The organism is Achromobacter animicus, from assembly GCF_902859585.1.
Taxonomy (GTDB): domain Bacteria; phylum Pseudomonadota; class Gammaproteobacteria; order Burkholderiales; family Burkholderiaceae_B; genus Achromobacter; species Achromobacter animicus.
The window spans coordinates 810,444-834,809 of record NZ_CADIJM010000001.1; the positions used below are offsets into that span (position 1 = coordinate 810,444).

General features: G+C 67.5%; 23 protein-coding genes. 13 read left to right on the forward strand and 10 right to left on the reverse strand.

Annotation, left to right across the window (positions count from 1 at the left end; genetic code table 11):
- Positions 1 to 225 precede the first annotated feature (225 nt).
- Together HV681_RS03640 and HV681_RS03645 are read left to right on the forward strand one after the other, a co-directional pair.
- A complete protein-coding gene (locus HV681_RS03640) occupies positions 226 to 1,122 on the forward strand; it encodes an NAD(P)/FAD-dependent oxidoreductase (RefSeq protein WP_175121744.1) in 897 nt (298 codons plus the stop codon).
- A 111-nt stretch (positions 1,123 to 1,233) separates the two neighbouring features.
- The gene (locus HV681_RS03645; RefSeq protein ID WP_254594888.1) at positions 1,234 to 2,289 is read left to right on the forward strand and encodes a sensor domain-containing diguanylate cyclase; all 1,056 of its coding nucleotides are present in this window, start codon (positions 1,234 to 1,236) and stop codon (positions 2,287 to 2,289) included.
- A gap of 146 nt (positions 2,290 to 2,435) precedes the next feature.
- On the opposite strand, the gene HV681_RS03650 is transcribed toward HV681_RS03645, so the two are convergent.
- Positions 2,436 to 3,410 (reverse strand): alpha/beta hydrolase family protein, encoded by a 975-nt coding sequence (locus tag HV681_RS03650; RefSeq protein WP_175121746.1) that lies wholly within the window; start codon positions 3,408 to 3,410, stop codon positions 2,436 to 2,438.
- Between the two features lie 143 nt (positions 3,411 to 3,553).
- Here HV681_RS03650 and HV681_RS03655 point away from each other — a divergent pair, with 143 nt between their 5' ends.
- Entirely contained in the window at positions 3,554 to 4,219 is a 666-nt protein-coding gene (locus HV681_RS03655) for an aspartate/glutamate racemase family protein (RefSeq protein WP_175121747.1), read from the forward strand.
- A gap of 9 nt (positions 4,220 to 4,228) precedes the next feature.
- Here the strand turns inward: HV681_RS03655 and HV681_RS03660 are convergent, their stop codons facing one another.
- The 6 genes from HV681_RS03660 to HV681_RS03685 all read right to left on the reverse strand — a co-directional run bounded on the left by HV681_RS03660 (position 4,229) and on the right by HV681_RS03685 (position 10,280).
- Complete coding sequence (locus HV681_RS03660; protein ID WP_175121748.1) at positions 4,229 to 5,959, reverse strand: ABC transporter substrate-binding protein; 1,731 nt, start codon at positions 5,957 to 5,959, stop codon at positions 4,229 to 4,231.
- 119 nt (positions 5,960 to 6,078) lie between these two features.
- Positions 6,079 to 6,387, reverse strand: coding sequence for a DUF2160 domain-containing protein (locus HV681_RS03665; RefSeq protein ID WP_056317261.1), 309 nt, complete (start codon positions 6,385 to 6,387; stop codon positions 6,079 to 6,081).
- Positions 6,388 to 6,414: 27 nt separating this feature from the next.
- Positions 6,415 to 7,227, reverse strand: a complete 813-nt coding sequence (locus HV681_RS03670) for a carbohydrate ABC transporter permease (RefSeq protein WP_175121749.1) — start codon at positions 7,225 to 7,227, stop codon at positions 6,415 to 6,417.
- The gene (locus HV681_RS03675) at positions 7,220 to 8,110 is read right to left on the reverse strand and encodes a carbohydrate ABC transporter permease (protein ID WP_175121750.1); all 891 of its coding nucleotides are present in this window, start codon (positions 8,108 to 8,110) and stop codon (positions 7,220 to 7,222) included. The genes HV681_RS03670 and HV681_RS03675 overlap by 8 nt, the downstream gene beginning before the upstream one ends.
- Entirely contained in the window at positions 8,107 to 9,195 is a 1,089-nt protein-coding gene (locus HV681_RS03680) for an ABC transporter ATP-binding protein (RefSeq protein ID WP_175121751.1), read from the reverse strand. Before HV681_RS03680 ends, HV681_RS03675 begins: the two co-directional genes overlap by 4 nt.
- The gene (locus HV681_RS03685; protein ID WP_175121752.1) at positions 9,195 to 10,280 is read right to left on the reverse strand and encodes an ABC transporter ATP-binding protein; all 1,086 of its coding nucleotides are present in this window, start codon (positions 10,278 to 10,280) and stop codon (positions 9,195 to 9,197) included. The genes HV681_RS03680 and HV681_RS03685 overlap by 1 nt, the downstream gene beginning before the upstream one ends.
- A gap of 221 nt (positions 10,281 to 10,501) precedes the next feature.
- Between HV681_RS03685 and HV681_RS03690 the strand changes: the two genes are divergently transcribed.
- Together HV681_RS03690 and HV681_RS03695 are read left to right on the forward strand one after the other, a co-directional pair.
- Positions 10,502 to 11,293: a DeoR/GlpR family DNA-binding transcription regulator gene (locus HV681_RS03690; RefSeq protein WP_224776955.1), complete on the forward strand. Its 792-nt coding sequence runs from the start codon at positions 10,502 to 10,504 to the stop codon at positions 11,291 to 11,293.
- 92 nt (positions 11,294 to 11,385) lie between these two features.
- Positions 11,386 to 12,984 carry a glycerol-3-phosphate dehydrogenase/oxidase gene (locus tag HV681_RS03695; protein ID WP_175121754.1) on the forward strand — a complete coding sequence of 533 codons (1,599 nt, stop codon included), beginning with the start codon at positions 11,386 to 11,388 and terminating at the stop codon, positions 12,982 to 12,984.
- A 17-nt stretch (positions 12,985 to 13,001) separates the two neighbouring features.
- Here the strand turns inward: HV681_RS03695 and HV681_RS03700 are convergent, their stop codons facing one another.
- The 3 genes from HV681_RS03700 to curA form a co-directional block, all read right to left on the reverse strand.
- Positions 13,002 to 13,601 carry an HD-GYP domain-containing protein gene (locus tag HV681_RS03700; RefSeq protein ID WP_175121755.1) on the reverse strand — a complete coding sequence of 200 codons (600 nt, stop codon included), beginning with the start codon at positions 13,599 to 13,601 and terminating at the stop codon, positions 13,002 to 13,004.
- A 143-nt stretch (positions 13,602 to 13,744) separates the two neighbouring features.
- Positions 13,745 to 14,425 (reverse strand): type 1 glutamine amidotransferase domain-containing protein, encoded by a 681-nt coding sequence (locus tag HV681_RS03705; RefSeq protein ID WP_175121756.1) that lies wholly within the window; start codon positions 14,423 to 14,425, stop codon positions 13,745 to 13,747.
- Positions 14,422 to 15,471 carry an NADPH-dependent curcumin/dihydrocurcumin reductase gene (curA, locus tag HV681_RS03710; RefSeq protein ID WP_175121757.1) on the reverse strand — a complete coding sequence of 350 codons (1,050 nt, stop codon included), beginning with the start codon at positions 15,469 to 15,471 and terminating at the stop codon, positions 14,422 to 14,424. Before curA ends, HV681_RS03705 begins: the two co-directional genes overlap by 4 nt.
- A gap of 163 nt (positions 15,472 to 15,634) precedes the next feature.
- On the opposite strand from curA, the gene HV681_RS03715 reads away from it, so the two are divergent.
- From HV681_RS03715 to HV681_RS03750, 8 genes are all read left to right on the forward strand, one after another.
- Complete coding sequence (locus HV681_RS03715) at positions 15,635 to 16,387, forward strand: TetR/AcrR family transcriptional regulator (protein WP_175121758.1); 753 nt, start codon at positions 15,635 to 15,637, stop codon at positions 16,385 to 16,387.
- Positions 16,388 to 16,389: 2 nt separating this feature from the next.
- Complete coding sequence (locus HV681_RS03720; protein ID WP_175121759.1) at positions 16,390 to 17,343, forward strand: HlyD family secretion protein; 954 nt, start codon at positions 16,390 to 16,392, stop codon at positions 17,341 to 17,343.
- Positions 17,340 to 18,287, forward strand: coding sequence for an ABC transporter ATP-binding protein (locus tag HV681_RS03725; RefSeq protein ID WP_175121760.1), 948 nt, complete (start codon positions 17,340 to 17,342; stop codon positions 18,285 to 18,287). The genes HV681_RS03720 and HV681_RS03725 overlap by 4 nt, the downstream gene beginning before the upstream one ends.
- Positions 18,284 to 19,429 (forward strand): ABC transporter permease, encoded by a 1,146-nt coding sequence (locus HV681_RS03730; RefSeq protein WP_175121761.1) that lies wholly within the window; start codon positions 18,284 to 18,286, stop codon positions 19,427 to 19,429. Before HV681_RS03725 ends, HV681_RS03730 begins: the two co-directional genes overlap by 4 nt.
- 5 nt (positions 19,430 to 19,434) lie before the next feature.
- Positions 19,435 to 20,904 (forward strand): efflux transporter outer membrane subunit, encoded by a 1,470-nt coding sequence (locus HV681_RS03735; protein ID WP_175121762.1) that lies wholly within the window; start codon positions 19,435 to 19,437, stop codon positions 20,902 to 20,904.
- Between the two features lie 132 nt (positions 20,905 to 21,036).
- Positions 21,037 to 21,768: a response regulator transcription factor gene (locus tag HV681_RS03740; RefSeq protein WP_175121763.1), complete on the forward strand. Its 732-nt coding sequence runs from the start codon at positions 21,037 to 21,039 to the stop codon at positions 21,766 to 21,768.
- Between the two features lie 66 nt (positions 21,769 to 21,834).
- Positions 21,835 to 22,317: a YbaK/prolyl-tRNA synthetase associated domain-containing protein gene (locus HV681_RS03745; protein ID WP_175121764.1), complete on the forward strand. Its 483-nt coding sequence runs from the start codon at positions 21,835 to 21,837 to the stop codon at positions 22,315 to 22,317.
- 23 nt (positions 22,318 to 22,340) lie between these two features.
- Positions 22,341 to 24,365: an FUSC family protein gene (locus tag HV681_RS03750; protein ID WP_254594877.1), complete on the forward strand. Its 2,025-nt coding sequence runs from the start codon at positions 22,341 to 22,343 to the stop codon at positions 24,363 to 24,365.
- Position 24,366: the final 1 nt, after the last annotated feature.

Consider the following 24,366-nt stretch of genomic DNA (forward strand, 5'->3'; position numbering starts at 1 on the left):
GTTTCAGGGTAGTCCCGCCCGGGGGGCCGGCGCAACCCGGCGGCGGGGGGATGCCCGCTACGCGCAGCGTGTTCTCTGGACCGCTCAATGCGGCGGGGCGCTCTGCCGCAAGCGGCATTCCTGCCCGCGACCGGGCGATACGCAACAACATAGGTTGCATAAGATTGATTGCGCTTCTATCATGCAACTTATTAAGTATCGTAACCACCGCGTGAGGGTCTCACCATGCACTACGACGTCATCATCATCGGCGGCAGCTTTGCCGGCTTGTCCGCCGCCATGCAACTGGCGCGCGCCCGACGCCGGGTGTTGCTGGTCGACGCGGCCAAGCCCCGCAACCGCTACGCCGCGCACGCGCACGGGTTCCTGGGCCAGGACGGCGTACCGCCACACGAGATCGTCGCCACTGCCCGCGCGCAACTTGCGCGCTATCCGACCGTTGCCTTCCTGGACGGCGAGGCGGTCCAGGCCCAGCCGCAAGATGGCGGATTCGGCATCGTCATGGCGGACGGCAAGCAGGTACGCGGCGCGCGCCTGATCCTGGCCACCGGCATGCGCGACGAGTTGCCGCCGCTGCCCGGTCTTGAGGAACGCTGGGGGCAGACCGTGCTGCACTGCCCGTACTGCCATGGCTACGAAGTCGCAGGCAACCCGCTGGGTGTGCTGGCCGCGCATCCGATGTCCGCCCATCAGGCGATGATGCTGCCCGACTGGGGGCCGACCACGTATTTCACGCAGGATCAATTCGAACCTTCTGCAGAAGACGCGCAGCATCTCGCCGCGCGTGGCGTCCACATCGAGCGCACGCCGGTAGTCGCGCTGCTGGGCGCAGCGCCCGCCCTGGACGGCGTTGTGCTGGCCGATGGACGCGAGGTGCCGCTGCGCGCGCTGTTCGTCGCCAGCCGCGCACACATGGCCAGTCCGCTTGCCGATCAGCTGGGATGCGCGTTCGACGAAGGGCCGCTGGGACCCGTGATCCGCGTGGACGATCTGAAACAGACCACGGTGCCCGGCGTGTACGCCGCCGGCGACGCGTCCACACCGATGTCCAACGCCACACTGGCAAGCGCCTCGGGCGTCATGGCCGGCGTCTGCGCGCACCGGTCGCTGGTCATGGCGTAAGCAGTCTTTGGCCTGAACCCCAGGCCGTGCATAATGGCGGGAGGCGGCCCGGTCTCCGGCATGGAGCACGGGCCGCAAGTTCATCCGACCACGAATCCAGGAGCAGCCGTGCTGGATCCCATCCTCGCCGAACTTTCCACCACCCTGCCCGCCGCCAAGTCGGTCGAGCAGTTGACCCGCCCGCTGCTGGACATGCTGGGCGCCGTCACCGGACTTGAATCCACCTACCTCACCGCCATCGACCTCAAGGCCGACCTGCAGCATGTGCGCTACGCGCGCAACGTGGGGCAGCTGCAGATACCGGAAGGACTGTCCGTGCCCTGGGACGACACGCTGTGCAAGCGCGCGCTGGACGAAGGCCGCATGTGCACCAGCGACGTGTCGCAATGCTGGCCAGATTCAGACGCGGCCCGGCAGTTGGGCATCCAGACCTACGTCAGCGCGCCGGTGCGCGCCGATGACGGCGCCCTGTACGGCACGCTGTGCGCCGCCAGTGCGCGGCGCCACAACATCAGCCCGCAGGCCGAAGCGGTGCTGAAGCTTTTTTCCAGCGTGATCGCCAGCTTCATCGAACGCGAAATGCTCGTTGAACAGTTGCACTCGGCCAACGTCCGGCTCATGTCCTATGCGCTGACCGACACGCTGACGGGCCTGCCCAATCGGCGTGCCGTCTATGAGGCGCTGGACCGGCTGCTGGCGCGCGCCGTGCGCGAAAACGGCAGCGTGCTGGTCGGCGTCATCGATCTGGATGGTTTCAAGAGCATCAACGACACGTACGGCCACCAGGCTGGCGACCTCTTTCTGCAAGAAGTCTCGCGGCGCATGGCGGCGGCGCTGCGCGGGTCGGACATGCTGGGACGCGTGGGCGGCGACGAATTCTTGCTCATCGGGCCCGGCCCCGCGCTGACGGGCAAACGTGCCGACGAAGGCGGCGTGAGCCAACAGGCCGAGCCGGACGAGGCCGCCCGAGCGATGGAAGAACGCATCCTGGCCGCCTCCATGGGCCGTTATCGGCTGGGCGAGGCCACCGTGGCCTACGAAGGCGCCAGCGCCGGCGTCGTGGCGCTGGACCCCGCGGGCCTGGACGCGGAGGCTGCCGTCCGACTGGCCGATACCCGCATGTATGAAATCAAGCACGCGCGCCGGGCGGCGCGCGTCATTCACTGATCGACCGCGCGGCGCATCTACCGTTGAAGCGGCGGCGCGCGACCATTCGTCGAAGCGCCGGCGCGCTCGCTCCGGAAAGCGCGGATGCGCGGCTGTTCATATGGAACGCGGACGCGCGGCTGTTCCTTTGGGACGCGGACGCGCGGCTATTGCAGCCGCGCCTTGAAGAACGCCGTCACCTGGGCGTTCAGTTCACGATGAAACGCCAGCCGATCAATACCCGCCTCGTCGCGGCAGATGCTGGGCAGCGGCTCGGCCTGTTCAGCCGAGCACGGCGCTAGAAACGCGTAATGTCCCGCGCCCGCAGCAACCCGGAAATCCGGCGTGACGCCCAGGCCCTGGCGCACGGCCTCGACGCTGGCCGGGCTGACGCCTTCGCCGCCCCGCTCCGACGCCCATAGCTGAATGGGCAGCGTCACGCGCTTGAGCGCATCGCCGGGAAACACGTTGAGCGGATCGGCAATGACCGCCGCCTTGATGCGTGGCTCCGCCGGATAGGGTTGCTGCGGCACCTTGCCGGCCGCGATGTCGCGGCACATCGGCAGCGACGGCTGGTCAGCGCAGATCGCCAGCCCCGCCGCCAGGTCCGGCGCCGCGCCCGCCAGCACCAGTCCCGTATACCCGCCGCGCGAAAAACCGAAGAAGCCGATCCTATCGGAATCGATCCTTGCGTTGTCCGGCCACGCGCCCGTCATGTAGTCGATCAGCCGGCGCATTTCGCGGGGCCGGGTGGAAAAGATCGACAAATATCCCTGCCGCGATTTGTCCTGCGCGTTGTCGCCCACGTGGTTGATCGCCGCCACCACGAAGCCGGCATCCGCCAGCGCGGCCGCGGTGTCGTGGTGGCTGAGATACGAGCCCGCCGAGCCGTGCGACATGACGATGAGCGGATAGCGGCCTTCCGGCAGCTTGCAGCCCTGCACCCCTTCAATGGCGACGCGGCCCACCTTGATTTCGCCCGCGGGTTCGGCGCACGGTGTCCAGACCGCGCCTTGCAGGCCGGGGCCGTTCTGGTCCATCGGCAGGTTCAGGCGCTGGAAGCCGGCGGCTTGCGCCGCACCACCAGAAAGCGCCAGGACGGCAGGAATCAGAACGTGCAGGAATTTCAGGGCGTAGGTCATACGGGCAAGTTGAGGAAAAGCGTTGAATCGATTTGTCGCGCGCAGGGTACCGGCAATACCAGTATTCGGGCTTGTCTTGTTGCCATTTTCAGCCGGCACAAGAATGCCGCTTCGACATTCACGAAGCCCCAAGGTTTTACCCCATGCAGATTTCCTTGTTGCACACCATCGACAGCAATCCGGCGATTTTCGAGCAGGCGGCCAGCGACGCGGGATTGGCCGCCGGCGCGCTGCGCCATGCCGTGCGGCCGGCGTTCAGGATTGCCGTTGATCAGGCGCGGGCCACGGCCAGCGCGATACCCGGCAGCGTGCAGAACGACATCACGGCGGCGTTGCAAGACTTGGCGGCCGGCGCGGACGCCGTGATTGTCACATGCGCCACGCTCGGTCCCGTCGTTGACGGCATCACGGGGATAGGCGCCCCCGTCATCCGCGCGGATGAGGCGCTGGCGCACGCGGCGGCTCGTGCAGGCGCCCGCATCGTGGTGCTGTGCGCCGTCGAATCCACCCTCGCGGCCTATCGCGCGCTGTTCGAACGCCATGCGCGACCGGTCAACGCCACGGTCGACGTGCGGCTGGTGCCCCTTGCCTGGGATCTGTTCAAGCGCGGCGAGACGGCGGAATATCTGGCTGCCGTCGCGCAAGCGGCCCGCGACGCCCAGGAAGGCGGCGCGGACGTGGTGGCATTTGCCCATCCGTGGATGGCGGGCGCCGCCAGCGCCCTGCCCGCAGCGTGCCGTCCCCTGGACGGCGCCTCCGCATCCTTGGCGCTGGCGGCGCGGTTGACGGCGAAGTTGGCGGCGCCCTGAGCCTGCCGCTTACCTCACCTTCCCTGCCTTCCACGCCGACAGCAGTTGCTCGTAGGGAATCGTCTCGCCCTTCGGCTTTTCATTGGCCAGCTTCTTCCAAGGTGCGTGCTGGTCCGACAGCCACTTGCTCGGATCGCTCTTGGGGTTGAGCTTGGGTGCGCACTGCGCCATGCCCGCCCGTTCAAGCCGCGCCATCACCTGATCCATTTCGTTGGCCAGGTTGTCCATCGCGGCCTGCGGGGTCTTTTCCCCTGTGACCGCGGTGGCGACGTTCTTCCACCAGAGCTGCGCCAGCTTCGGATAGTCCGGCACGTTGGTGCCGGTGGGCGTCCATGCCACACGCGCGGGACTGCGGTAGAACTCGATCAGGCCGCCGTAGTTGGCCGCGTTCTTGGTGAAGAACTCGCTGTTGATGTCGCTGTCCCGGATGAAGGTCAGGCCGGTGATGGACTTCTTGAGCGACACCGACTTGGACGTGACGAACTGCGCATACAGCCACGCGGCCGCCATCTTGTCGGGGTTGGTGGACTTGAAGAAGGTCCACGAGCCCACGTCCTGGTAGCCGTTCTGCATGCCGTCCTTCCAGTACGGGCCGTACGGCGACGGGGCCATGCGCCACTTCGGCGTGCCGTCGTCGTTCACGACCGGCAGCCCCTTCTTGGTCATGTCGGCGGTAAAGGCCGTGTACCAGAAGATCTGCTGGGCGATCTGGCCCTGCGCGGGCACGGGTCCCGCTTCCGAGAAGGTCATGCCCATGGCCTGCTGCGGCGCGAACTTCTTCATCCAGTCGATGTACTTGGTCAGCGCGTACACGGCGGCCGGGCTGTTCGTGGCCCCGCCGCGCGACACGGACGCGCCGACCGGCGTGCACTTGTCGTCAGCCACGCGGATGCCCCATTCGTCCACAGGCATGCCGTTGGGCAGGCCCTTGTCGGCCGCGCCCGCCATCGACAGCCACGCATCGGTGAAGCGCCAGCCCAGCGACGGATCCTTCTTGCCGTAGTCCATGTGGCCGTAGACGCGCTTGCCGTCGATCTCCTTGACGTCGTTCGAGAAGAACGTGGCGATGTCTTCGTACGCCGACCAGTTGGTGGGCACGCCCAGTTCATAGCCGTACTTGGCCTTGAATTTTTCCTTCAGGTCCGGCCGCGCGAACCAGTCGGCGCGGAACCAGTACACGTTGGCGAACTGCTGGTCCGGCAACTGGTACAGCTTGCCGTCGGGCGCGGTGGTGAACTTGGTGCCGATGAAGTCCTTCAGGTCCAGATCGGGATTGGTCCATTCCTTGCCGGCCCCGGCCATGTAGTCGGACAGCGGCAGGATGGCGCCGTAGCGGTAGTGGGTGCCGATCAGGTCGGAATCGGAGATCCAGCCGTCGTAGATGGACTTGCCGGACTGCATGGACGTCTGCAGCTTCTCGACGACGTCGCCTTCCTGGATGAGGTCGTGATTGACCTTGATGCCGGTGATTTCGGCAAAGGCCTTGGCCAGCGTCTTGGACTCGTACTCGTGCGTGGTGATGGTTTCGGACACCACGCTGACTTCATTGACGCCCTTGGCCTTGAGCTTGGCCGCGGCGTCGATGAACCATTTCATTTCGGCCATCTGCTGTTCCTTGGACAGCGACGAAGGCTGGAACTCCGAATCGACCCACTTCTTTGCCTCCGGCTCGCCGGCCCAAGCCCCTGACGTTCCGATCAGGGCGATAGCGGCCGCCATGGCGTGCATGCGCAATTTCATGACCTGTCTCCTCGATAAGTCTTCCCCTATCGTGCTGCGGACCGCTGGCCGGGGAAGACGCTGGCCGATAGTCCTTTTCCTGACTGCCCGAAACCAACGAAGGGTCTGGCGCCCTTCTCTCACCCTTTTTTCATGATGAAGGCCAGCAGCAGCATGGACAGCACGAAGCTGATCCACACCGATGGCGGCTGATCCAGCGAAAACCACTCGACCGCCTTCTGGCCAAACCCCAGAAACGCCAGGTTGAGCCACGCCGCGGCCATCAGGCCGATGAAGAGCCGGTCGCCCCGCGTCGTGCGCAGTGGCAAAAATCCCTTGCGCTCCTGCGTGGGCGACTTCAGCTCCCAGATCGTCATGCCCACCAGCATCAGCACGATGCAGCTGAAGAACACGGCAACCGGGGTGGTCCACACCATCCAGCTGAACATGGGCACGCCCTCCTGTAGTCCCGATGCCTACACGCGGCCCATCGCGAAGCCCTTCGCGATGTAGTGCCGCACGAACCAGATGACGATGCCGCCCGGCACGATGGTCAGCACGCCCGCGGCCGCCAGCACCCCCCAATCCATGCCGGATGCCGATACGGTGCGCGTCATGGTCGCGACGATGGGTTTGGCGTTCACAGACGTGAGCGTGCGCGCCAGCAGTAGCTCCACCCAGCTGAACATGAAGCAGAAGAACGCCGCCACGCCCACGCCCGACTTGATGAGCGGCAGGAAGATCGTCAGGAAAAAGCGCGGAAACGAGTACCCGTCGACATAGGCGGTCTCATCGATCTCGCGCGGCACGCCGGACATGAAGCCTTCCAGGATCCACACCGCCAGCGGCACGTTGAACACCAGGTGCGCCAGCGCCACCGCCAGGTGCGTGTCCATCAGGCCGAACGAGCTATAGAGCTGGAAGAACGGCAGCAGGAATACCGCCGGCGGCGTCATGCGGTTGGTGAGCAGCCAGAAGAACACATGCTTGTCGCCGATGAAGCGGTAACGCGAGAACGCATAGGCGGCCGGCAGCGCCACGGCCAGCGAGACGACCGTGTTGATGACGACGTAGATCAGCGAATTGATGTAGCCGGAATACCAGGCCGGGTCGGTGAAGATGGTGCGGTAGTGCTCGAACGTGAAGTCGCGCGGCCAGAGCGTCAGCGTGCTGACGATCTCGGTGTTCGACTTGAACGACATGTTCAGCATCCAGTACAGCGGCAGGATGGCGAACACCAGATATAGCGTCAGAAAGGCGCCGCGCCACCAGGTGGATTTCTCAGGCATTGCCCCGCTCCTCGTCGAAACCGCCCGTGGTGCCCGCGCGCTGCATCCAGTTGTAGAGAATGAAGCAAAGCAGCAGGATGATCAGGAAGTAGATGATCGAAAACGCCGCAGCCGGGCCCAGGTCGAACTGCCCCACCGCCTTTTGCGTCAGGTACTGCGACAGGAAGGTCGTGGCGTTGCCCGGGCCGCCGCCGGTCAGCACGAACGGCTCGGTGTAGATCATGAAGCTGTCCATGAACCGCAGCAGCACCGCAATCATCAGCACGCCGCGCATCTTGGGCAGCTGTATGTACCGGAACACGGCAAAGCGCGAGGCGCCGTCGATCCGCGCGGCCTGGTAGTAGGCGTCCGGAATGGCGCGCAGCCCCGCGTAGCACAGCAGCGCAACCAGCGGCGTCCAGTGCCACACGTCCATGACCAGCACCGTGACCCAGGCGTCGACGTCGTTGCCCGTGTAGTTGTAGTCCACGCCCAGCCAGGACAACGTGGCGCCGAGCAGCCCGATATCGGTGCGGCCGAACACCTGCCAGATGGTGCCCACCACGTTCCACGGAATCAGCAGCGACAGCGCGATGATCACCAGCACGGCCGACGCGCGCCAGCCGCTGGCCGGCATCGACAGCGCCAGCAGGATGCCCAGCGGAATCTGGATGAGCAGCACCGCAAACGAAAACCCGATCTGCCGGAACAGCGCGCCGTGCAGTTCCTCGTCCTGCAGCACCGCGGCGAACCACTCCGTGCCGACGAACACGCGGCGCTCGGGCGAAATGATGTCCTGCACCGAATAATTGACGATGGTCATCAGCGGCAGGATGGCCGAGAACGCCACGCACAGCACAACCGGCATGACCAGGAACCAGGCCCGGTGATCGGTGGGTTTCATCGGATCAGTTCCTCGTCGCGGTAGAAGCAGGTGTGCGGGTTGAGCACGGACAGCCACACCGTGGCGTCCTTGCCGCCGGCCACGACGTTGCTGCCCAGGCGGGCGCGCACCGGCGTGCCTTCAAAGTCAGCCACCAGCAGCGTGTAGGTGCCCACGTCCTGCACGCGTTCCACGCGCATGGGCACGGCGCCGGGCGTCCCGGGATCGGTCACGCGCAGGTATTCCGGCCGCACGCCCAGCTTGACGAGGCCCGCGCCTTCCAGCTTGACGGCCAGCTCGGCCGGCACGCCTTGCAACCGGTGCTGGCCCACCATCAGCGCGCCGTCGCGCCACTGCGCCGACAGGAAGTTCATGCCCGGCGACCCGATGAAATGACCGACGAAGGTGTGCGCGGGCCGTTCGAACAGATCATCCGCGCTGCCCACCTGCACGGCGCGGCCCCGCGCCATGACCATCACCTGATCGGCAAAGGTCAGCGCCTCGGTCTGGTCGTGGGTCACGTAGATCAGCGTCAGCTTGAACTCGTGATGGATCTCCTTGAGCTTGCGGCGCAGTTCCCACTTGAGCTGCGGGTCGATCACGGTAAGCGGTTCGTCAAAGAGAATCGCGGACACGTCGCTACGCACCAGGCCGCGGCCCAGCGAGATCTTCTGCTTGGCATCCGCCGTCAGCCCGCTGGCCCGGCGGTCCAGCACGTTGGACATTTCCAGCATTTCGGCGATGCGGCCCACGCGCTCGCGGATGCGATCGGGCGCAACGCCCCGGTTGCGCAGCGGAAACGCCAGGTTCTCCGCGACCGTCATGGTGTCGTACACCACCGGAAACTGGAACACCTGCGCGATGTTGCGTGCCTGCGGGGTCTTGTCGGTGACGTCCTGCCCGTCGAACAGGATGCGACCGTGCGAGGGCCGCAACAGGCCCGACACGCAGTTGAGCAGCGTGGTCTTGCCGCAGCCGGAGGGCCCGAGCAAAGCATAGGCCCCGCCGTCGCGGAAGGTGAACTGCAGCGGCAGCAGGGCGTAGTCGTCGTCGGACTTGGGATGGGCGACGTACGAATGGGACAGGTCCAGCTCGATCTGCGCCATCAGGCCACCTCCCCCGCCCCCGCCGGCTGCCGGGGCGCCGCGAGCAGCGCGCCGTCCGGGCCAAACGCGTAGGTCTGCGCGGGGTCGAAATACAGCCGCACATGCTCGTCCAGCGTGTACCGGTGCACGCCGGGCAGTTGGGCGACCACGTCGCCCGCAGCCGTCTCGGCATGGACAAAGGTGTCGGACCCGGAGATCTCGGCCAGCTTGACGCGGCCGGGCAGCTCGACGTGTCCGGGCCGCGATTCCACATCCAGCGCGCCGGCGCGCAGACCGGCCGTGATTTCGGCGTCCACGCCCGCCGGCAGCGCGCGGTCCACCGCCACGTCGCCCTGCAGCACGAACCCGCCGTTGTGGCGGCGGGCGGCGAACAGGTTCATGGGCGGGTCGCTGAAGGCGCGTGCCACGCGGATCGAATTGGGCCGGTGAAAAACCTCGGCCGTGGGGCCGTATTGCAGCAGTTCGCCCGCGTCCAGAACGGCGGTGTGGCCGCCGAGCAACAGCGCCTCGCCCGGTTCGGTGGTGGCGTAGACCACGGTCGACCGCCCCTGCGCGAACAATTCCGAGAGTTCGTCGCGCAATTCCTCGCGCAGTTTGTAGTCCAGGTTGACCAGGGGCTCGTCCAGCAGGATCAGCGGCGCATCCTTGGCCAGCGCCCGCGCCAGCGCCACCCGCTGCTGCTGCCCGCCCGACAGTTCGGACGGATAGCGGTCCAGCAAATGGTCGATGTGCAGCCGCGCCGCCATGGCGTGGACTTTTTCACGCGTGTCGCGCTCGCCGCGCAGCTTGAGCGGCGAGGCGATGTTGTCGTAGACCGACATGGACGGATAGTTGATGAACTGCTGGTAGACCATCGCCACGTTGCGCTGGCGGACGGGCACGCCGGTGACGTCCGCGCCGTCGACCCGCACGTGGCCCTCGGAAGGCCGGTCCAGCCCGGCCATGATGCGCATCAGCGAGGTCTTGCCGGCCAGGGTGGCCCCCAGCAGGACGGTCATGGCCCCCGGAACCGGGGCCAGGCTCATGGGATACAGGTGCGTCTGCGAGCCGGCCCGCAAAGCTATCCCGTCCAAGGTCAGCTGCATCTAGTCTCCTCAACCTACTTATACGTCCCTGTTTTCTACGGACTTCGGTATTCGGCACAGCGTCCCAGCTTGCGCGCCGCCACGTTCCGGCGCGGGCGCAACACGATGAGCATACTCTTTCAGATGGCTTTCGTTTTTTGTGCGTTTTACTGAAGAAGCGAACAAAAAACAATCTTGCGGTGCGTCATTATTTTTCGCTTTTGTTGTTTTATCATTCGAACATGACACTGAATCCACGACAGAGCGCGCTGATCGAAATGGTGCGGGCCCAGGGCTCGGCCTCGATTGAAGAGCTTGCCAAACGTTTCGACGTCACGCTGCAGACCGTGCGGCGGGACGTCAACATCCTTTCGGAAGCCGGCCTGCTATCGCGCTTTCATGGCGGGGTGCGCATTGAAGCCTCCACCATCGAGAACATCGCCTACCGCAAGCGCCAGGGGCTGCACGCCGCGGGCAAGCAGCGCATCGCCGAAGCCGTGGCCCGCGCCGTGCCGGACGGCTGTTCGCTGATCCTGAACATCGGCACCACCACCGAGGCCATTGCGCGCGCGCTGCTGCGCCATCGCGGACTGCGTGTCATCACGAACAACCTGCACGTGGCCGACATCCTGTCCGACAACCCGGATTGCGAAGTCATCGTCGCCGGCGGCGTGGTGCGCTCGCGCGACCGCGGCATCGTCGGCGAAGCCACGATGGACTTCATCCGCCAGTTCAAGGTCGACATCGGCCTGATCGGCATTTCGGGCATCGAGGCCGACGGCACCCTGCGCGACTACGACTTCCGCGAAGTGCGCGTGGCGCGCACGATCATCGAGCAGTCGCGCGAGGTCTGGCTGGCCGCCGACAGCAGCAAGTTCAAGCGCCAGGCCATGGTGGAACTGGCGCATATCTCGCAGATCGACCGCTTCTTCACCGACGCGCATCCGCAGGAACCGCTGGCACAAGTGTTGCTGGACGCCGGCGTGCGCTGCGACGTCGCCGCCGCACCGCACGTCCCCAAACCTACACCCTGACCCGAGCGCCGCCGCGGACGCATCGTCCGCGCAAGCCCCGCCGGCAAGCACATCGACGCATTTACCTCGCGGCCCTGCCGCCCTAAAAGAACATGAACCAACCCCTCGCCTCCGTCACCCCGCCCGACCGCAGCCGTCTTCTGAACACGCTGGACAACACGCATTCCTGGGACGTCATCGTCATCGGCGGCGGCGCAACCGGCTTGGGCACGGCGGTCGACGCCGCCGCGCGCGGCTACCGGACGCTGCTGATCGAAGGCGCCGACTTCGCCAAGGGCACGTCCAGCAAGGCTACCAAGCTGGTGCACGGCGGCGTGCGCTATCTGGCGCAAGGCAACGTCAGCCTGGTGCGCGAGGCCCTGCATGAACGCGGCCTGCTCAACCGCAACGCGCCGCACCTGGTGTGGCCGCTGGGCTTTGTGGTGCCGGCCTACACGATGCTGGACCAGCCGTTCTACGGCATCGGCCTGAAGATGTACGACATGCTGGCCGGCAAGCTGAACCTGTCGCCCAGCCGCTGGCTGTCGCGCCGCGAAACGCTGGCCAACGCCCCCACCCTTGCGGAAACTGTCAGCGGGCGCAGCCTGAAGGGCGGCGTGCTGTACTACGACGGCCAGTTCGACGACGCGCGCCTGGCCATGAGCCTGATGCGCACGCTATTCGACCTGGGCGGCACGGCAGTCAACTACGTGCGCGCCACGGGCCTGACCACCACCAACGGCAAGGTCGACGGCGTGACCGCACAGGACGTGATCGGCGGCGCGTCGTTCACGCTGCGCGCGCGCTGCGTGGTCAACGCCACCGGCGTGTGGGTGGACGCCGTACGCCGCATGGAAGACAAGAACGCGCAGACGATGGTCGCGCCCAGCCAGGGCGTGCACCTGACGCTGCCGCAGGATTTCCTGCCCGGCAAGCGTGCCGTGCTGATTCCCAAGACCGATGACGGCCGCGTGCTGTTCGTGGTGCCCTGGAACGGCCACACCATCGTCGGCACCACCGACACGCCGCGCCAGGACCTGCCGCTGGACCCGGATGCCGGCGCACAGGACGTGGATTTCATCCTGAGCACCGCCGCGCGCTATCTCAGCCGCAAGCCGACGCGCGACGACGTGACCAGCGTCTGGGCCGGCCTGCGTCCGCTGGTCAAGGCGACCGGCGAAGCCTCCACCAAGAAGCTGTCGCGCGAGCACACGATTCTGGTGTCCAAGGCCGGCCTCGTGACGGTCACCGGCGGCAAGTGGACGACGTACCGCCGCATGGCGCAGGACGTGGTCGACACCGCCATCCAGCATCAGTTGCTGACGCAGGCCTCGTGCCGCACCGAATCATTGCCGCTGCATGGCGCCAATGGTCTTGCACCGTCGCAGGAACACGCCGGCACGCCGGACAGCTACTACGGCAGCGATCTGGCGACGTTGCAGGCGTTGCCCGGCGCGCAGCGCATGCTGGTCAAGGCCAGCGGCCTGACCGAAGCGCACGTGCGTTTTGCGGCGCGCTTTGAACTGGCGCGTAGTGCCGAGGACGTGTTGGCGCGCCGCAACCGCGCGCTGTTCCTGGATGCCGAGGCCGCGATGCTGGCCGCGCCGGAAGTGGCCCGCATCCTGGCCGAGGAACTGGGCCACGACGCGGCCTGGCAGCAGCGCACGCTGCAGGACCTGGCCACCGTCGCGGCGACCTATCGCCTGAAGTAGTTCGCTACGGTAAACCGCTACGGCACGCGCAGGCGGCTTTCGCGGATCAACGATTCGAACACGCGCAGCAGGTCGGGATCGAACTTCGATCCCGACTCCTGGTTCAGGATGTCCATGATCTGCGTGTGCGAGCGCGCCGGATGGTAGGGCCGCGTATCGCCAAGCGCGTCGTAGGAATCGGCCACCGAGATGATCCGCGCATGCAGCGGGATGGCGTGGCCGGCAAGACCGTCCGGATAACCGGAGCCGTCGACATGCTCGTGATGGTGCCGCACCGCCAGCGCAATGGCCTCGCGCTGCGGCATCGCGGTCTGCATGATGAGGGCAGCGCCCGCGGCGGCGTGCGCCTTCATGATTTCCCAGTCTTCCCATACCAGCCGGTGCGGGCTGTGCAGCACACGATCGGGCGTGGCGATCTTGCCCACGTCGTGAAGCCGCGCGGCCACGGCAATGACGTCCACCTCGTGCTCGGCCAGTCCACAGGCTTCGGCCAGCGCCACGCTCAGCGCAGCCACTCTATTGCAATGCCGGCCGGTGGCGGGGTCACGCGCCTGTATTGCGGCAAAGAGCGCCGCTTCATAGGATCCTGCGGAGATGTCGGGTACGTCGGGGGGCATTGGAAAACTGCGCGCCGCACTGGCATGGCGGCGCGCGCATATCGGAAAGCCGGAATTCTGACACAATTCGCAACGATGTCCGGCCGCCGCGCGTCGGGCGCGGGGCCGGGCTTCGCCTTCCTGCTGTTGTGCCGTGACGGCGTTCAGTCTTTCAGGCGTTCCAGCAGCGCCTTGGCCACGCCCACCGACGAGCCGGGATTCTGCCCCGTGATGAGCAGGCCGTCGCTGACCACATGCGACTGCCAGTCCGGCCCGCTGCTGTACAGCCCGCCCAGCTTTTTCAGCTCGTCTTCCACCAGGAACGGCACCACATCGGTCAGCTGCACGGCGGCTTCTTCCGCATTGGAAAAGCCCGTGACCTGCCTGCCCTGCACCAGCGGCTTGCCGTCGGCGGTCTTGGCATGGCGCAGCACGCCGGGCGCATGGCACACGGCCGAGACCGGCTTGCCCGCGGCCAGCATGGTCTCGATCAGCGCCACCGATTTGGCGTCCTCGGCCAGGTCCCACAGCGGGCCGTGACCGCCCGGGTAGAAGACCGCGTCGTAATCCGACGCCTGCACGTCGGACAGCCGGCGCGTGGACGCCAACACGCGCTGCGCATCCGCGTCTTTCTGGAAGCGGCGCGTGTCGTCGGTCTGCGCGTCAGGATCGTCGCTCTTGGGATCCAGCGGCGGCTGGCCGCCCAGCGGCGAGGCCAGCGTGATCTTCGCGCCCGCGTCCAGGAACGCGTAGTACGGCGCCGCAAACTCTTCCAGCCAGAAACCCGTCTTGCGGCCGGTGTTGCCCAGCGTGTCGTGGGAAGTCAGCACGATCAGGATGTTCATGTAGCGCTCCATTCGTCAGGGCCGACGCGCACAATGCGCTTGCCGGCGTTTTCACCCTTGAGCAGCCCGATCAGCCCGCGCGGGGCGTTCTCCAGGCCGTCGACCACGTCTTCACGGTATTTGATGCGTCCTTGCTTGATGAGGTCCTGCATGGCCTCGCGGAATTCGCCGTAGCGATGCGCATATTCGTTGAAGATGATGAAGCCCTGCATCCGCAGCCGCTTTGTCAGGATGGTGCGCATCAGCAGCGCCAGGCGATCCGGGCCCTCGGGCTGGCTGGTGGCGTTGTAAGCCGAGATCAGGCCGCAGACGGGGATGCGGGCGCGCGGGTTCAACAAGGGCAGCACGGCATCGAAGACCGCGCCGCCGACGTTTTCAAAGTACACGTCGATGCCTTGCGGCGCCGCCTTTGCCAGGCGCCCGGGCAGGTCCGGCTGACGGTGGTCCACGCATTCGTCAAAGCCCAGTTCCTCGACCACGTAGCGGCACTTGTCCGGCCCGCCCGCAATGCCGACGACCCTGCAGCCGTGGATCTTGGCGATCTGGCCGACCACCGCGCCGACCGCGCCGCTGGCCGCGGCGACCACAACCGTTTCACCGGCCTTGGGCTCGCCGATGTCCAGCAGCCCCATGTAGCCGGTGAAGCCCGGCATGCCCAGCACGCCCAACGACCACGACGGGTTTTCGGGATTGGCGCCCAGGCGCAAGAGTCCAGCGCCGTCGGACACCGCGAAATCCTGCCAGCCGGTCTGCGCCAGGACCCACTCGCCGACCTGAAACTGCGGATTGTTGGAGGCGTGGACGCGGGTGACCGTACCGCCCACCATCGGCTCGCCGATCTGCACGGGCTCGGCATAGGACGGCGCGTCGCTCATGCGGCCGCGCATGTAGGGGTCGAGCGACAGATAGACGGTGCGCAGCAGCACCTGGCCCGGTCCCGGTTGAGGGATGTCGCCGGTTTCCAGGCGGAAGTCGGCATCGGTGGGTTCGCCGTGCGGCCGGGCGGCAAGCACGATGCGACGGTTGGTGGATGCGGATTGCGGCATGAGGTTCGGTCTCCTTCGTAGCGCCGGCCGGGCCTTGCGGACAACCCCGGACGGCAGGTTGGGGAACCGGCCCATTACACCACCCATGGCCGCGCGGCCGGCTTGAAACCCTGTTGATCGAACCCTCTTTTAATTAATTAAGTCTTTAATTAGAATCTGCCGCATGTCTTCCCCCACTCGCCTTCCCGCCCGCCGGCCCGGCCGCCCGCCCCGTCCGGACAACGCCGCCGCCCGCGCCAATCTCCTGGATCTGGCCACGCAATTGTTCGCCGCCCAGGGCGTCGCCGCCACCACCATCGCCAACATTGCGCAGCGTGCGGGCGTGACGCCGGCGATGCTGCATTACTACTTCAAAAGCCGGGATCAGTTGATCGACGCGGTGGTGCTGGAACGGATCGTGCCCGTGATCGGATTTGTCTGGGCGCCCGTGCCGCTGGAGGGCGGTGGGGCCGTCATCGACGGGGCCCCCACTACCGGGCCCGGCGCATCGCCCGACCCGGCCGCCGCCGCTCGCGGTTTCATCACCGAAGTGGTCGGCCGCGTGGTGCAAAGCGCCACGGAAAAGCCCTGGCTGCCGTCGTTGTGGATGCACGAGGTCGTCAACGAAGGCGGCCAGTTGCGAGATCGCGTGCTGCGCCATCTGCCGTCGGACCGGCTGCAGGCGTTCGCGGGCCTCATCGCCGAATGCCAGCGCCGCGGCGCCATCACGCCGGGCGTGGAACCGCGCCTCGTGTTCCTTTCCATCCTGGGCCTGACCCTGTTGCCGCTTGCCACGTCCAACCTGTGGCGCCGCATCTGGCAGGACGACCCGGTGGCGCAGTCGATCGATAACGAGGCGATTGCGGCCCACGCCATTGCCATGCTGACCGGCGGCCTGTTCGCGCCGTCTCTACCCTCCCCGACTCCAGGACGCTGACCATGCGCACCTTACGCCGCCTGTCCGCCCCCCTCGCCTTGCTGCCGCTGTGTGGCTGCGGCAATAACGACCAGCCGTTCTATCAGGGCTATGTCGAAGGCGATTACGTGTATGTCGCCTCGTCCGAACCGGGCCGCCTGGACACCCTGGCGGTGCGGCGCGGCCAGCAGGTCGACGCCAACCAGCCGCTGTACGCACTGGACGCCACACGCGAGGCCGCGGCACGCGATCAGGCGCAGGCAGAAGCGGCCGCGGCGCGCGCGCAACTGGAGGACATTGCCACCGGCAAGCGGGCGCCGGAGGTCGACGTCAGCCTGGCGCAATTGGCGCAGGCGCAGGCCGCCAGCCGCCGGTCCGCGGCGCAGCTGGCCCGCGACAATGCGCAGTTCCGCATCGGCGGCATCGCGCGCTCGCAGTTGGACGACAGCCGCGAACAGGCGCAGTCGGACGCGGCGCGCGTGCGCGAACTTCAGGCGCAGGTCGAGGTAAACCGGCTGCCCGGCCGCGACGAGGCCCGCCGCGCGCAGGCCTCCCAGGTGGAGGCCGCCGACGCCGCGCTGGCGCAGGCCGAATGGACGTTGAACCAGAAGCGGCTGGCCGCGCCGGCCGCCGGGCGGATCTTCGACACGATGTACCGCGTGGGCGAATGGGTGCCGGCCGGCAGTTCGGTCGTGAGCCTGCTGCCGCCCGGCAACATCAAGGTGCGGTTCTTCGTGCCGGAGACGGTGGTCGGGTCGCTGAAGATCGGCCAGCAGGCCACGCTGCGCTGCGACGGCTGCGGCGATCCGATCCCCGTGCGCATCGACTACGTGTCGGACCAGGCCGAATACACGCCGCCGGTCATCTACAGCCGCGAAAGCCGCAGCAAGCTGGTGTACATGGTGGAGGCCCGCCCCGCCGCCGACCAGGCGGCGCGGCTGCATCCGGGTCAGCCGGTGGAGGCGACGCTGCCATGAATGCGCCCAACGCCGGCGGCAACGTCATCGACGTACGCGGCCTGAACAAGCATTTCGGCAACAAGCATGTCGTGAACGACGTGTCGCTGCAGGTTCGCGAAGGCGAGATCTTCGGGTTCCTGGGGCCCAACGGCAGCGGCAAAACGACGTGCATCCGCCTCATGTGCGGCCTGCTCACGCCGGATTCCGGCAGCGGCACATGCCTGGGCTACGACATCCTGCGCGACAGCGCCGAGATCAAGCGCAATGTCGGCTACATGACGCAGAAGTTCTCGTACTGGGAGGACCTGACCATCCGCGAGAACCTGGACTTTGTCGCGCGCATGTACGGCATGCCGCAGCGCAAGGAGGCCGTGGACCGCGCCCTGCAGGAACTCGGGCTGCAAACGCGTGCGGGGCAATTGACGGGATCCTTGTCAGGCGGGTGGAAGCAGCGCCTGGCGCTGGCCGCCTGCCTGCTGCACCAGCCCCGCCTGTTGCTGCTGGACGAGCCCACGGCCGGCGTGGATCCGACGGCGCGGCGCGACTTCTGGGAACAGCTGCATGAACTGGCGGCGCGCGGCATCTCGGTGCTGGTCAGCACGCATTACATGGACGAGGCCGAACGCTGCCACAAGCTGGCCTACATCTCGTACGGCAAGCTGCTGACGCAAGGCACCGCCGACGAGGTCATCGCCGAGCAGCAACTGACCACTTGGGCCATCCACGGCGTCAACCTGGTGCCGTTGGGCCAACAACTGCGCAGTGCGCCCGGCGTTGACCAGACGGTCGCGTTCGGATCTGCGCTGCACGTCAGCGGCCGGGACGCGGCCACGCTGGAAAGCACGCTGCGCGCGGCCATCGCGGGCCAGGATCTGCGCCTGGAACGCATCGACACCAGCCTGGAGGACGTCTTCATCTACCTGATGAACCGGTCCACCGACAACTTCGCGGGCCAGCCATGACCGCGCGCCTGAACGGCTTTTCGTGGTCGCGCTGGTGGAGCATGGTGCTCAAGGAGTTCCTGCAGCTGCGCCGCGACCGCATTACCTTCGGCATGATCGTGGGCCTGCCGATCATGCAGCTCGCGCTCTTCGGTTATGCCATCAACACCGATCCGCGCCAGATGCCCACCGCCATCATCGCGGCGGACCACAGCCCGTTCACGCGCAGCTTCATCGCGGCGATGCGGTCGTCGGACTACTTTCACATCGTCGAGGAACTGGACACCGAAGAAGCGGGCCGCGCCGCGCTGGCGCAGGGCCGCGTGCTGTTCGTCGTGACCATTCCGCCGGATTTCACGCGCAGCCTGCTGCGCGGCGAACGCCCGGCGCTGCTGATCGAAGCCGATGCCACCGACCCCATGGCGACCGGGATGGCGCTGGGCGCAGCAACGCAACTGACGCAGGCCGTCGCGCAAAAGGATCTGACCGGACCGCTTGCCAGCCTGGCGGGCGGCCAGCCTCCCTTCGACGTGCGCATCCACCAGCTCTACAACGAAGAGCAGATCTCGCAATACAACACCGTGCCGGGGCTGATGGGCGTGATCCTGACGATGACGCTGGTGATGATGACCGGACTGGCGATGACCCGCGAGCGCGAACGCGGCACCATGGAAAACCTGCTGGCGATGCCGGTGCGGCCGATCGAGGTGATGACGGGCAAGATCGTGCCGTACATCGCCATCGGGTTGATCCAGGCCAGCATCATTCTCGCGGCGGCGCATTTCGTCTTCCACGTGCCCATCATGGGCAGCCTGCTGTCCGTGTACCTGGCCGCGCTGCTGTTCGTCGCGGCGAACCTGACCGTCGGCATCACGCTGTCGTCGCTGGCGCAGAACCAGTTGCAGGCGATGCAGCTGACCATGTTCTATTTCCTGCCGAACATGCTGCTGTCCGGCTTCATGTTTCCGTTCCAGGGCATGCCGATGTGGGCGCAGCACCTGGGCAACCTGCTGCCGCTGACGTATTTCAACCGGCTGATCCGCGGCATCCTGCTCAAGGGCAACGGCTGGTGGGACCTGTGGCCCAACATCTGGCCCCTGATGCTGTTCACCGTCATCGTCATGACCGCCGCCGTGAAGTTCTACCGCCGCACCCTGGATTGAAGCCCATGTCCCGCCCCCCCTTCATGCCCGCTTCCCGTCCCCTGGTCTCGATGGCGCTGTGCGCGCTGCTGTCGGCCTGCGCGGTCGGCCCCGACTTCGATACGCCCGCCGCGCCGGACGTTGCAGCCTATACGCAAAACGGGCAGGACGCGCTGCCCGCGGGCCAGCAGCGTCTGCACGCGGGCGCCGACATTCCCGCGCAGTGGTGGCAATTGTTCCGGTCGGACGCGCTGGACCGGCTGGTGCGCCAGGCGCTGGACGCCAGCCCCACGCTGGAAGAAGCGCGTGCGCGCTTGCGGCAGGCGCAGGAAGACCTGGCCGCGGACACCGGCGGGCGCATGCTGCCCGCGGTGGACGGCAATCTGTCGGCGGCGCGCAAGAAGGTCGATCCCGCCGCCTATGGCGTGCCGGTGGCCGAGCCGCCCCCGCCTTTCACGCTGTACAACGCCTCGATCGACGTGTCCTACACGCTGGACGTGTTCGGCGCCAACCGCCGCGCGCTGGAAAGCCTGGCCGCCCAAACGGATTACCAGGCGCATGAACTGCAGGCGGCGCGCATGTCGCTGGCGGCCAACGTGGTCACCGCCGCGATCCGCCAGGCGGATCTGGCCGAGCGGCTGACCGCCACACGCGAGCTGTTAGCGGCGCAAGTCAGCCAGCAGGACATCATGCACAAGCGCCTGGACGCCGGGGGCATTGCCCTGGCCGATCTGCGCAATCAGGAGCTGCTGGTCGCGCAGACCCGCGCCACCGTGCCGCCGCTGGAATACCAGCTTGCGCAGGTGACCCACCAGCTTGCCACCTACCTGGGCGTGCTGCCCGCCGCCCTGCAATCGCCGCCGCTGCGCCTGGCGGACCTGACGCTGCCGCCCGACGTTCCGACCGGCGTGCCGTCGGCGCTGACGCGCCAGCGGCCCGACATCCTGGCGGCCGAAGCCCTGTGGCGCAAGGCGTCGGCCGACGTGGGCGTGGCGACGGCCAACCTGTATCCGCAGTTCACGCTGACCGCCAGTTTCGGTTCGCAGCGCACGGGCGTGAACGAACTGTCAGACGGCGTCAACGTGTGGAATTTGGGACTCGGGCTGGTTCAGCCTCTTTTTCATGGTGGCGAGCTGCGGGCCCGCAAGCGCTCGGCGGAAGCGGCGTATGACGCTGCCGCCGCATCATTTCGCCAGACGGTGCTTGACGGCTTTCGCCAGGTGGCCGATGCGTTGCGCGCGCTGCAGACGGACGGTGACGCCTTCGCGGCCTACGACGATGCGTGGCGCCGCGCAGACGAGGCCGAACGCATCGCGGCGGGCCGCTACCAGGCCGGCGGCATCAGCCACCTGAGCCTCCTGGACAGCCAGCGGCAGGTGTTGCAGACCAGGATTTCGCGCATCGAAGCGGATGCCGCGCGCTACACCGACACGGCGGCGCTGTTACAAGCGCTGGGCGGCGGCTGGTGGAATGAGGCGGTTGCACCCGCCCCGTAAGCCCGCAAAACGCGCTCTGCGCGGCCATGTCCGAGAATTCGGGTAGGAAAGTGTCGTTGTGCGGGGCTTGGGAAAGCGCGGTATCCCCTCATCATGCAAGCGCTCAAGCTGCATGATGTTTACAACGATTTCATGAATGACCTATTAGACCTGATCGTCTTCGCGCCCGACGCCGGCCAGCGCGTCCGCCGTAGCGACGAACTGGCCGAAATGGGGTTCTCGCCGCGCCCTTGCGAAGACTCCAACGGACTGTTCCGCCTGTTTCAGGCCCGCCGCACCCCGCTGCTCGTGATGCAGGCCGAGTTCACCGATCTCTGCATGGCCGTCGCAGGTCTGCGCGCCATGGACACCACCGCCGGCATCGTTGCCATTTCCGCCTTCGATACCCCTGAGAACCGCATCCTCGGCCTGCATTGCGGCGCCGACGCCTGCTTTTCGCCCGAGGTCGTCACCGGCGAAATCGCCGCAGCCCTGCAGGCGCTGGTGCGCCGCGTCCCCACCTCCGCCAACCGCCGCGGGGCGGCCGAGGCCGATGCCCGGCCCGCACCGCCGCCCGTGGCGTCCGCCGAGCCGACCGGCAAGTGGCAATTCCTGGACGCCGCCTGGACGCTGGTCAGCCCCCAGGGCAGACGCCTGGCACTGACCCAGGCCGAGCGCGAGTTCCTGCTCAAGCTGACCGGCGCGCCGGACAAGCGCATGCCGCGCGGCGATCCGCCTGGCATCGACCCGCATTCCGGCCGCGAATCCATGCGCCGCACGGACGTCGTCGTCAGCCGCCTGCGGCGCAAGGCGCAGGACGTCGACGTGGAACTGCCCATTCGCACCGTCTGGGGCTGGGGCTACGCGTTCACCGGGGAAATCTGACGCGCGGCGGGCGTATGATTCCGCGTACAGGGCCGACTCCCGGCCCGCCTCTGCCCCATCCGTCCCATGGAAGTCTTTGAACGCCTGCAAGCCCTGCTCATCCAGAATCGGGCGCGCTACCGCCAGCTCGAACACGCTGCCGCCGGCAAGTCCGTCGAAGTGGCCGCCATCCGCGGCACCGAGGTCAGCCAGGGCGCCAAGGCGCTGGTCTGCCGCGTGAAGATCTCGTCCAACCAGCGCAAGAACGTGCTCGCCGTCTTTCCGGCGGACAAACAGGCCGACCTGGACGCCATCGCGCGGGCGGCGGGCGGCAAGAAGGCCTCGCTGGCCTCGCAGGACCTGGCACGTGAACTCACGGGCTGCGAGATCGGCGCCATCCCGCCCTTCAGCTTCAATCCCGACCTGACGCTGCTGGTGGATCCCAGCCTGCGAGAGCGCCACGACGAAATCGTGTTCAACGCCGGACGCCTGGACGCGTCCATCCTGCTGAACACCGACGACTACTTCCGCCTGGCCGCGCCCGACGAGGCGCCGCTGATCAAGGCCTGACCGGCGCCGCCCATGAGGCCACCTTGTCCCGCCCTTTGATGACCCACGGCGCGCGCGCCTCCAACATGCGCTGGCTGATGAGCCTGGCGCACATGGAGCCGTCGCCGGTCAACCCCTGGGTGATGCTGCGCGCCGCCCTGGCCATCGGCCTGCCGACCGCGGTGGGCATGGCGCTGGACCAGGGTGCGGCGGCCGCGCTGGTGGCGCTGGGCGCACTGCCCGCCATCACGGGCGACAACGGCGGCCCCTACCGCAGCCGCGCGCTTTCCATCGGTTCCACGGTGTTCGGCGGCGCGTTCGGTTATCTGCTGGGCAACCTGATGTCGGGCCACGGCCTGTGGACGTCTGCCGGCATGACGCTGCTGGTGCTGGCGGCCAGCCTGGTCGGCACCTTCAACAACATCGCCGCGGTCGCGACGCTGCAATTCGCCACGTATGTCATCGTCGGCTCCAGCTTGACGCCCACGCTGCCGCCCTGGCTGCCGCCGGTGCTGGTGGGCGTGGGCGGTCTGTTCGGGCTGGCGCTGACGCTGTCCGGCTGGGTCGTCAACCCGATCGCGCCGGAGCGGGCCGCCGTGGCGCAGGCCTACCGCAAGCTGGCGGCGATGTTCGCGGCCATCGGCACCTCGCGCGTGATGGCCGCGCGCCGCGACATGGAAGCCGCCATGGCCACGGCCTACGACACCGTCCTGGCCGCGCGGGGCCGGTCGGCGGGTCCGTCGCCCAGACTGGCGCGGCTGGCCGCACAGTTGCAGGCCTGCACGCCGCTCACCAACGCCGCGCTGGCGCTGGCGCGCGCCGGCCGCGTGTTGCCGGACGAATGTGCCCGGGTCATGAACCATCTGGCCGACCGGGTCGAAAACGATGCGCCACCGGACGCCCGCGACGACATCGCCGCGCTGCACCGCGCCAGCATGCCGCAGTTGGCCGAGGCGCTGGAACAGGTGCAGCCGCTGCTGCACGGCGCGCGGGCCAGCCAGGCCAACCAGGGCGCCGGGGCCACGGAAGCCATCCAGGCCACCGAGGCCGACGCCTTCGCCACCCTGCAGCCCGCACCGGCGCGCACGCCGTGGCGGGTGCTGATCCGCACGTACCGGCCCGGGCCGACGACGGTCCGTTACCTGGTCCGGTTGGGCCTGTGCCTCGTCGCCGCCGAGGCCGTCGCCCTGGCGGCCGCGCTGCCGCGGTCCTACTGGGTGCCGCTGATCGTCGTGGTGGTGTTCAAGCCCAACTTCGGCTCGGTGTTCGCGCGCGCGCTGCAAAGCTGCGCGGGCAGCGTGGTCGGCGTGGCGATCAGCGCCACCGTGCTTGCGCTGGATCGCGGCGGTCTGGCCAGCTTGCTCACCGTTGCTGCGCTGGCCGCGTTGCTGCCGTGGTCGATACGGCGCAACTACGGGCTGTTCTCGGCAATTCTGGTGCCGATCCTCATGCTGCTGATCGGGGCGCTGCAGCCGGGAAGCTGGGCTATTGCGCTGGCGCGGCTGATCGATGTGGGGGTTGCGGCGGCCATCGTGCTGCTGGTGGGCTACCTGCCGTGGATCCGCATCGAACGCAGCAACCTGGACCATGCCGTTTCCGCCGCCACGTCCACGCTGGCGGCCTACCTGAACACCGTCTTCCAGACCGACCCCGGCAACCGGCATGACCTGCGCGCCCGCGCCTACGCGCGCCTGTCGGACCTGCGCATCGCCCTGCAGCGCGGGCTGTCCGAACCCCGGCTGGTCAGCCGCCGCGCATTGGCCTGGTGGCCGGTGGAAGTCGCACTGGAACGCGTGGCCAACGCGATTTCGGACACGGCCTGGTCGCTGCCCGCCGGACAGGACGCGCCCGCCGCCGCGCAGGTCGCCCAATTGGCCGCCGCGCTGGACAGCATTGCGGCCGCCGTCGAACAAGGCCTGCCCGTGCCCGCGGCCCCCATCGTGGCGCCATCACCGGCGCTGCGGGACGTCGCCGCCGAAATCGAATCCCTGCGCGTCACGCTGGCCGGCCCCGACTTCACGGCAACGCCCGGCCGCCCCGCCGCCCCTTCCCCCCTTCATCAGGTCTGAA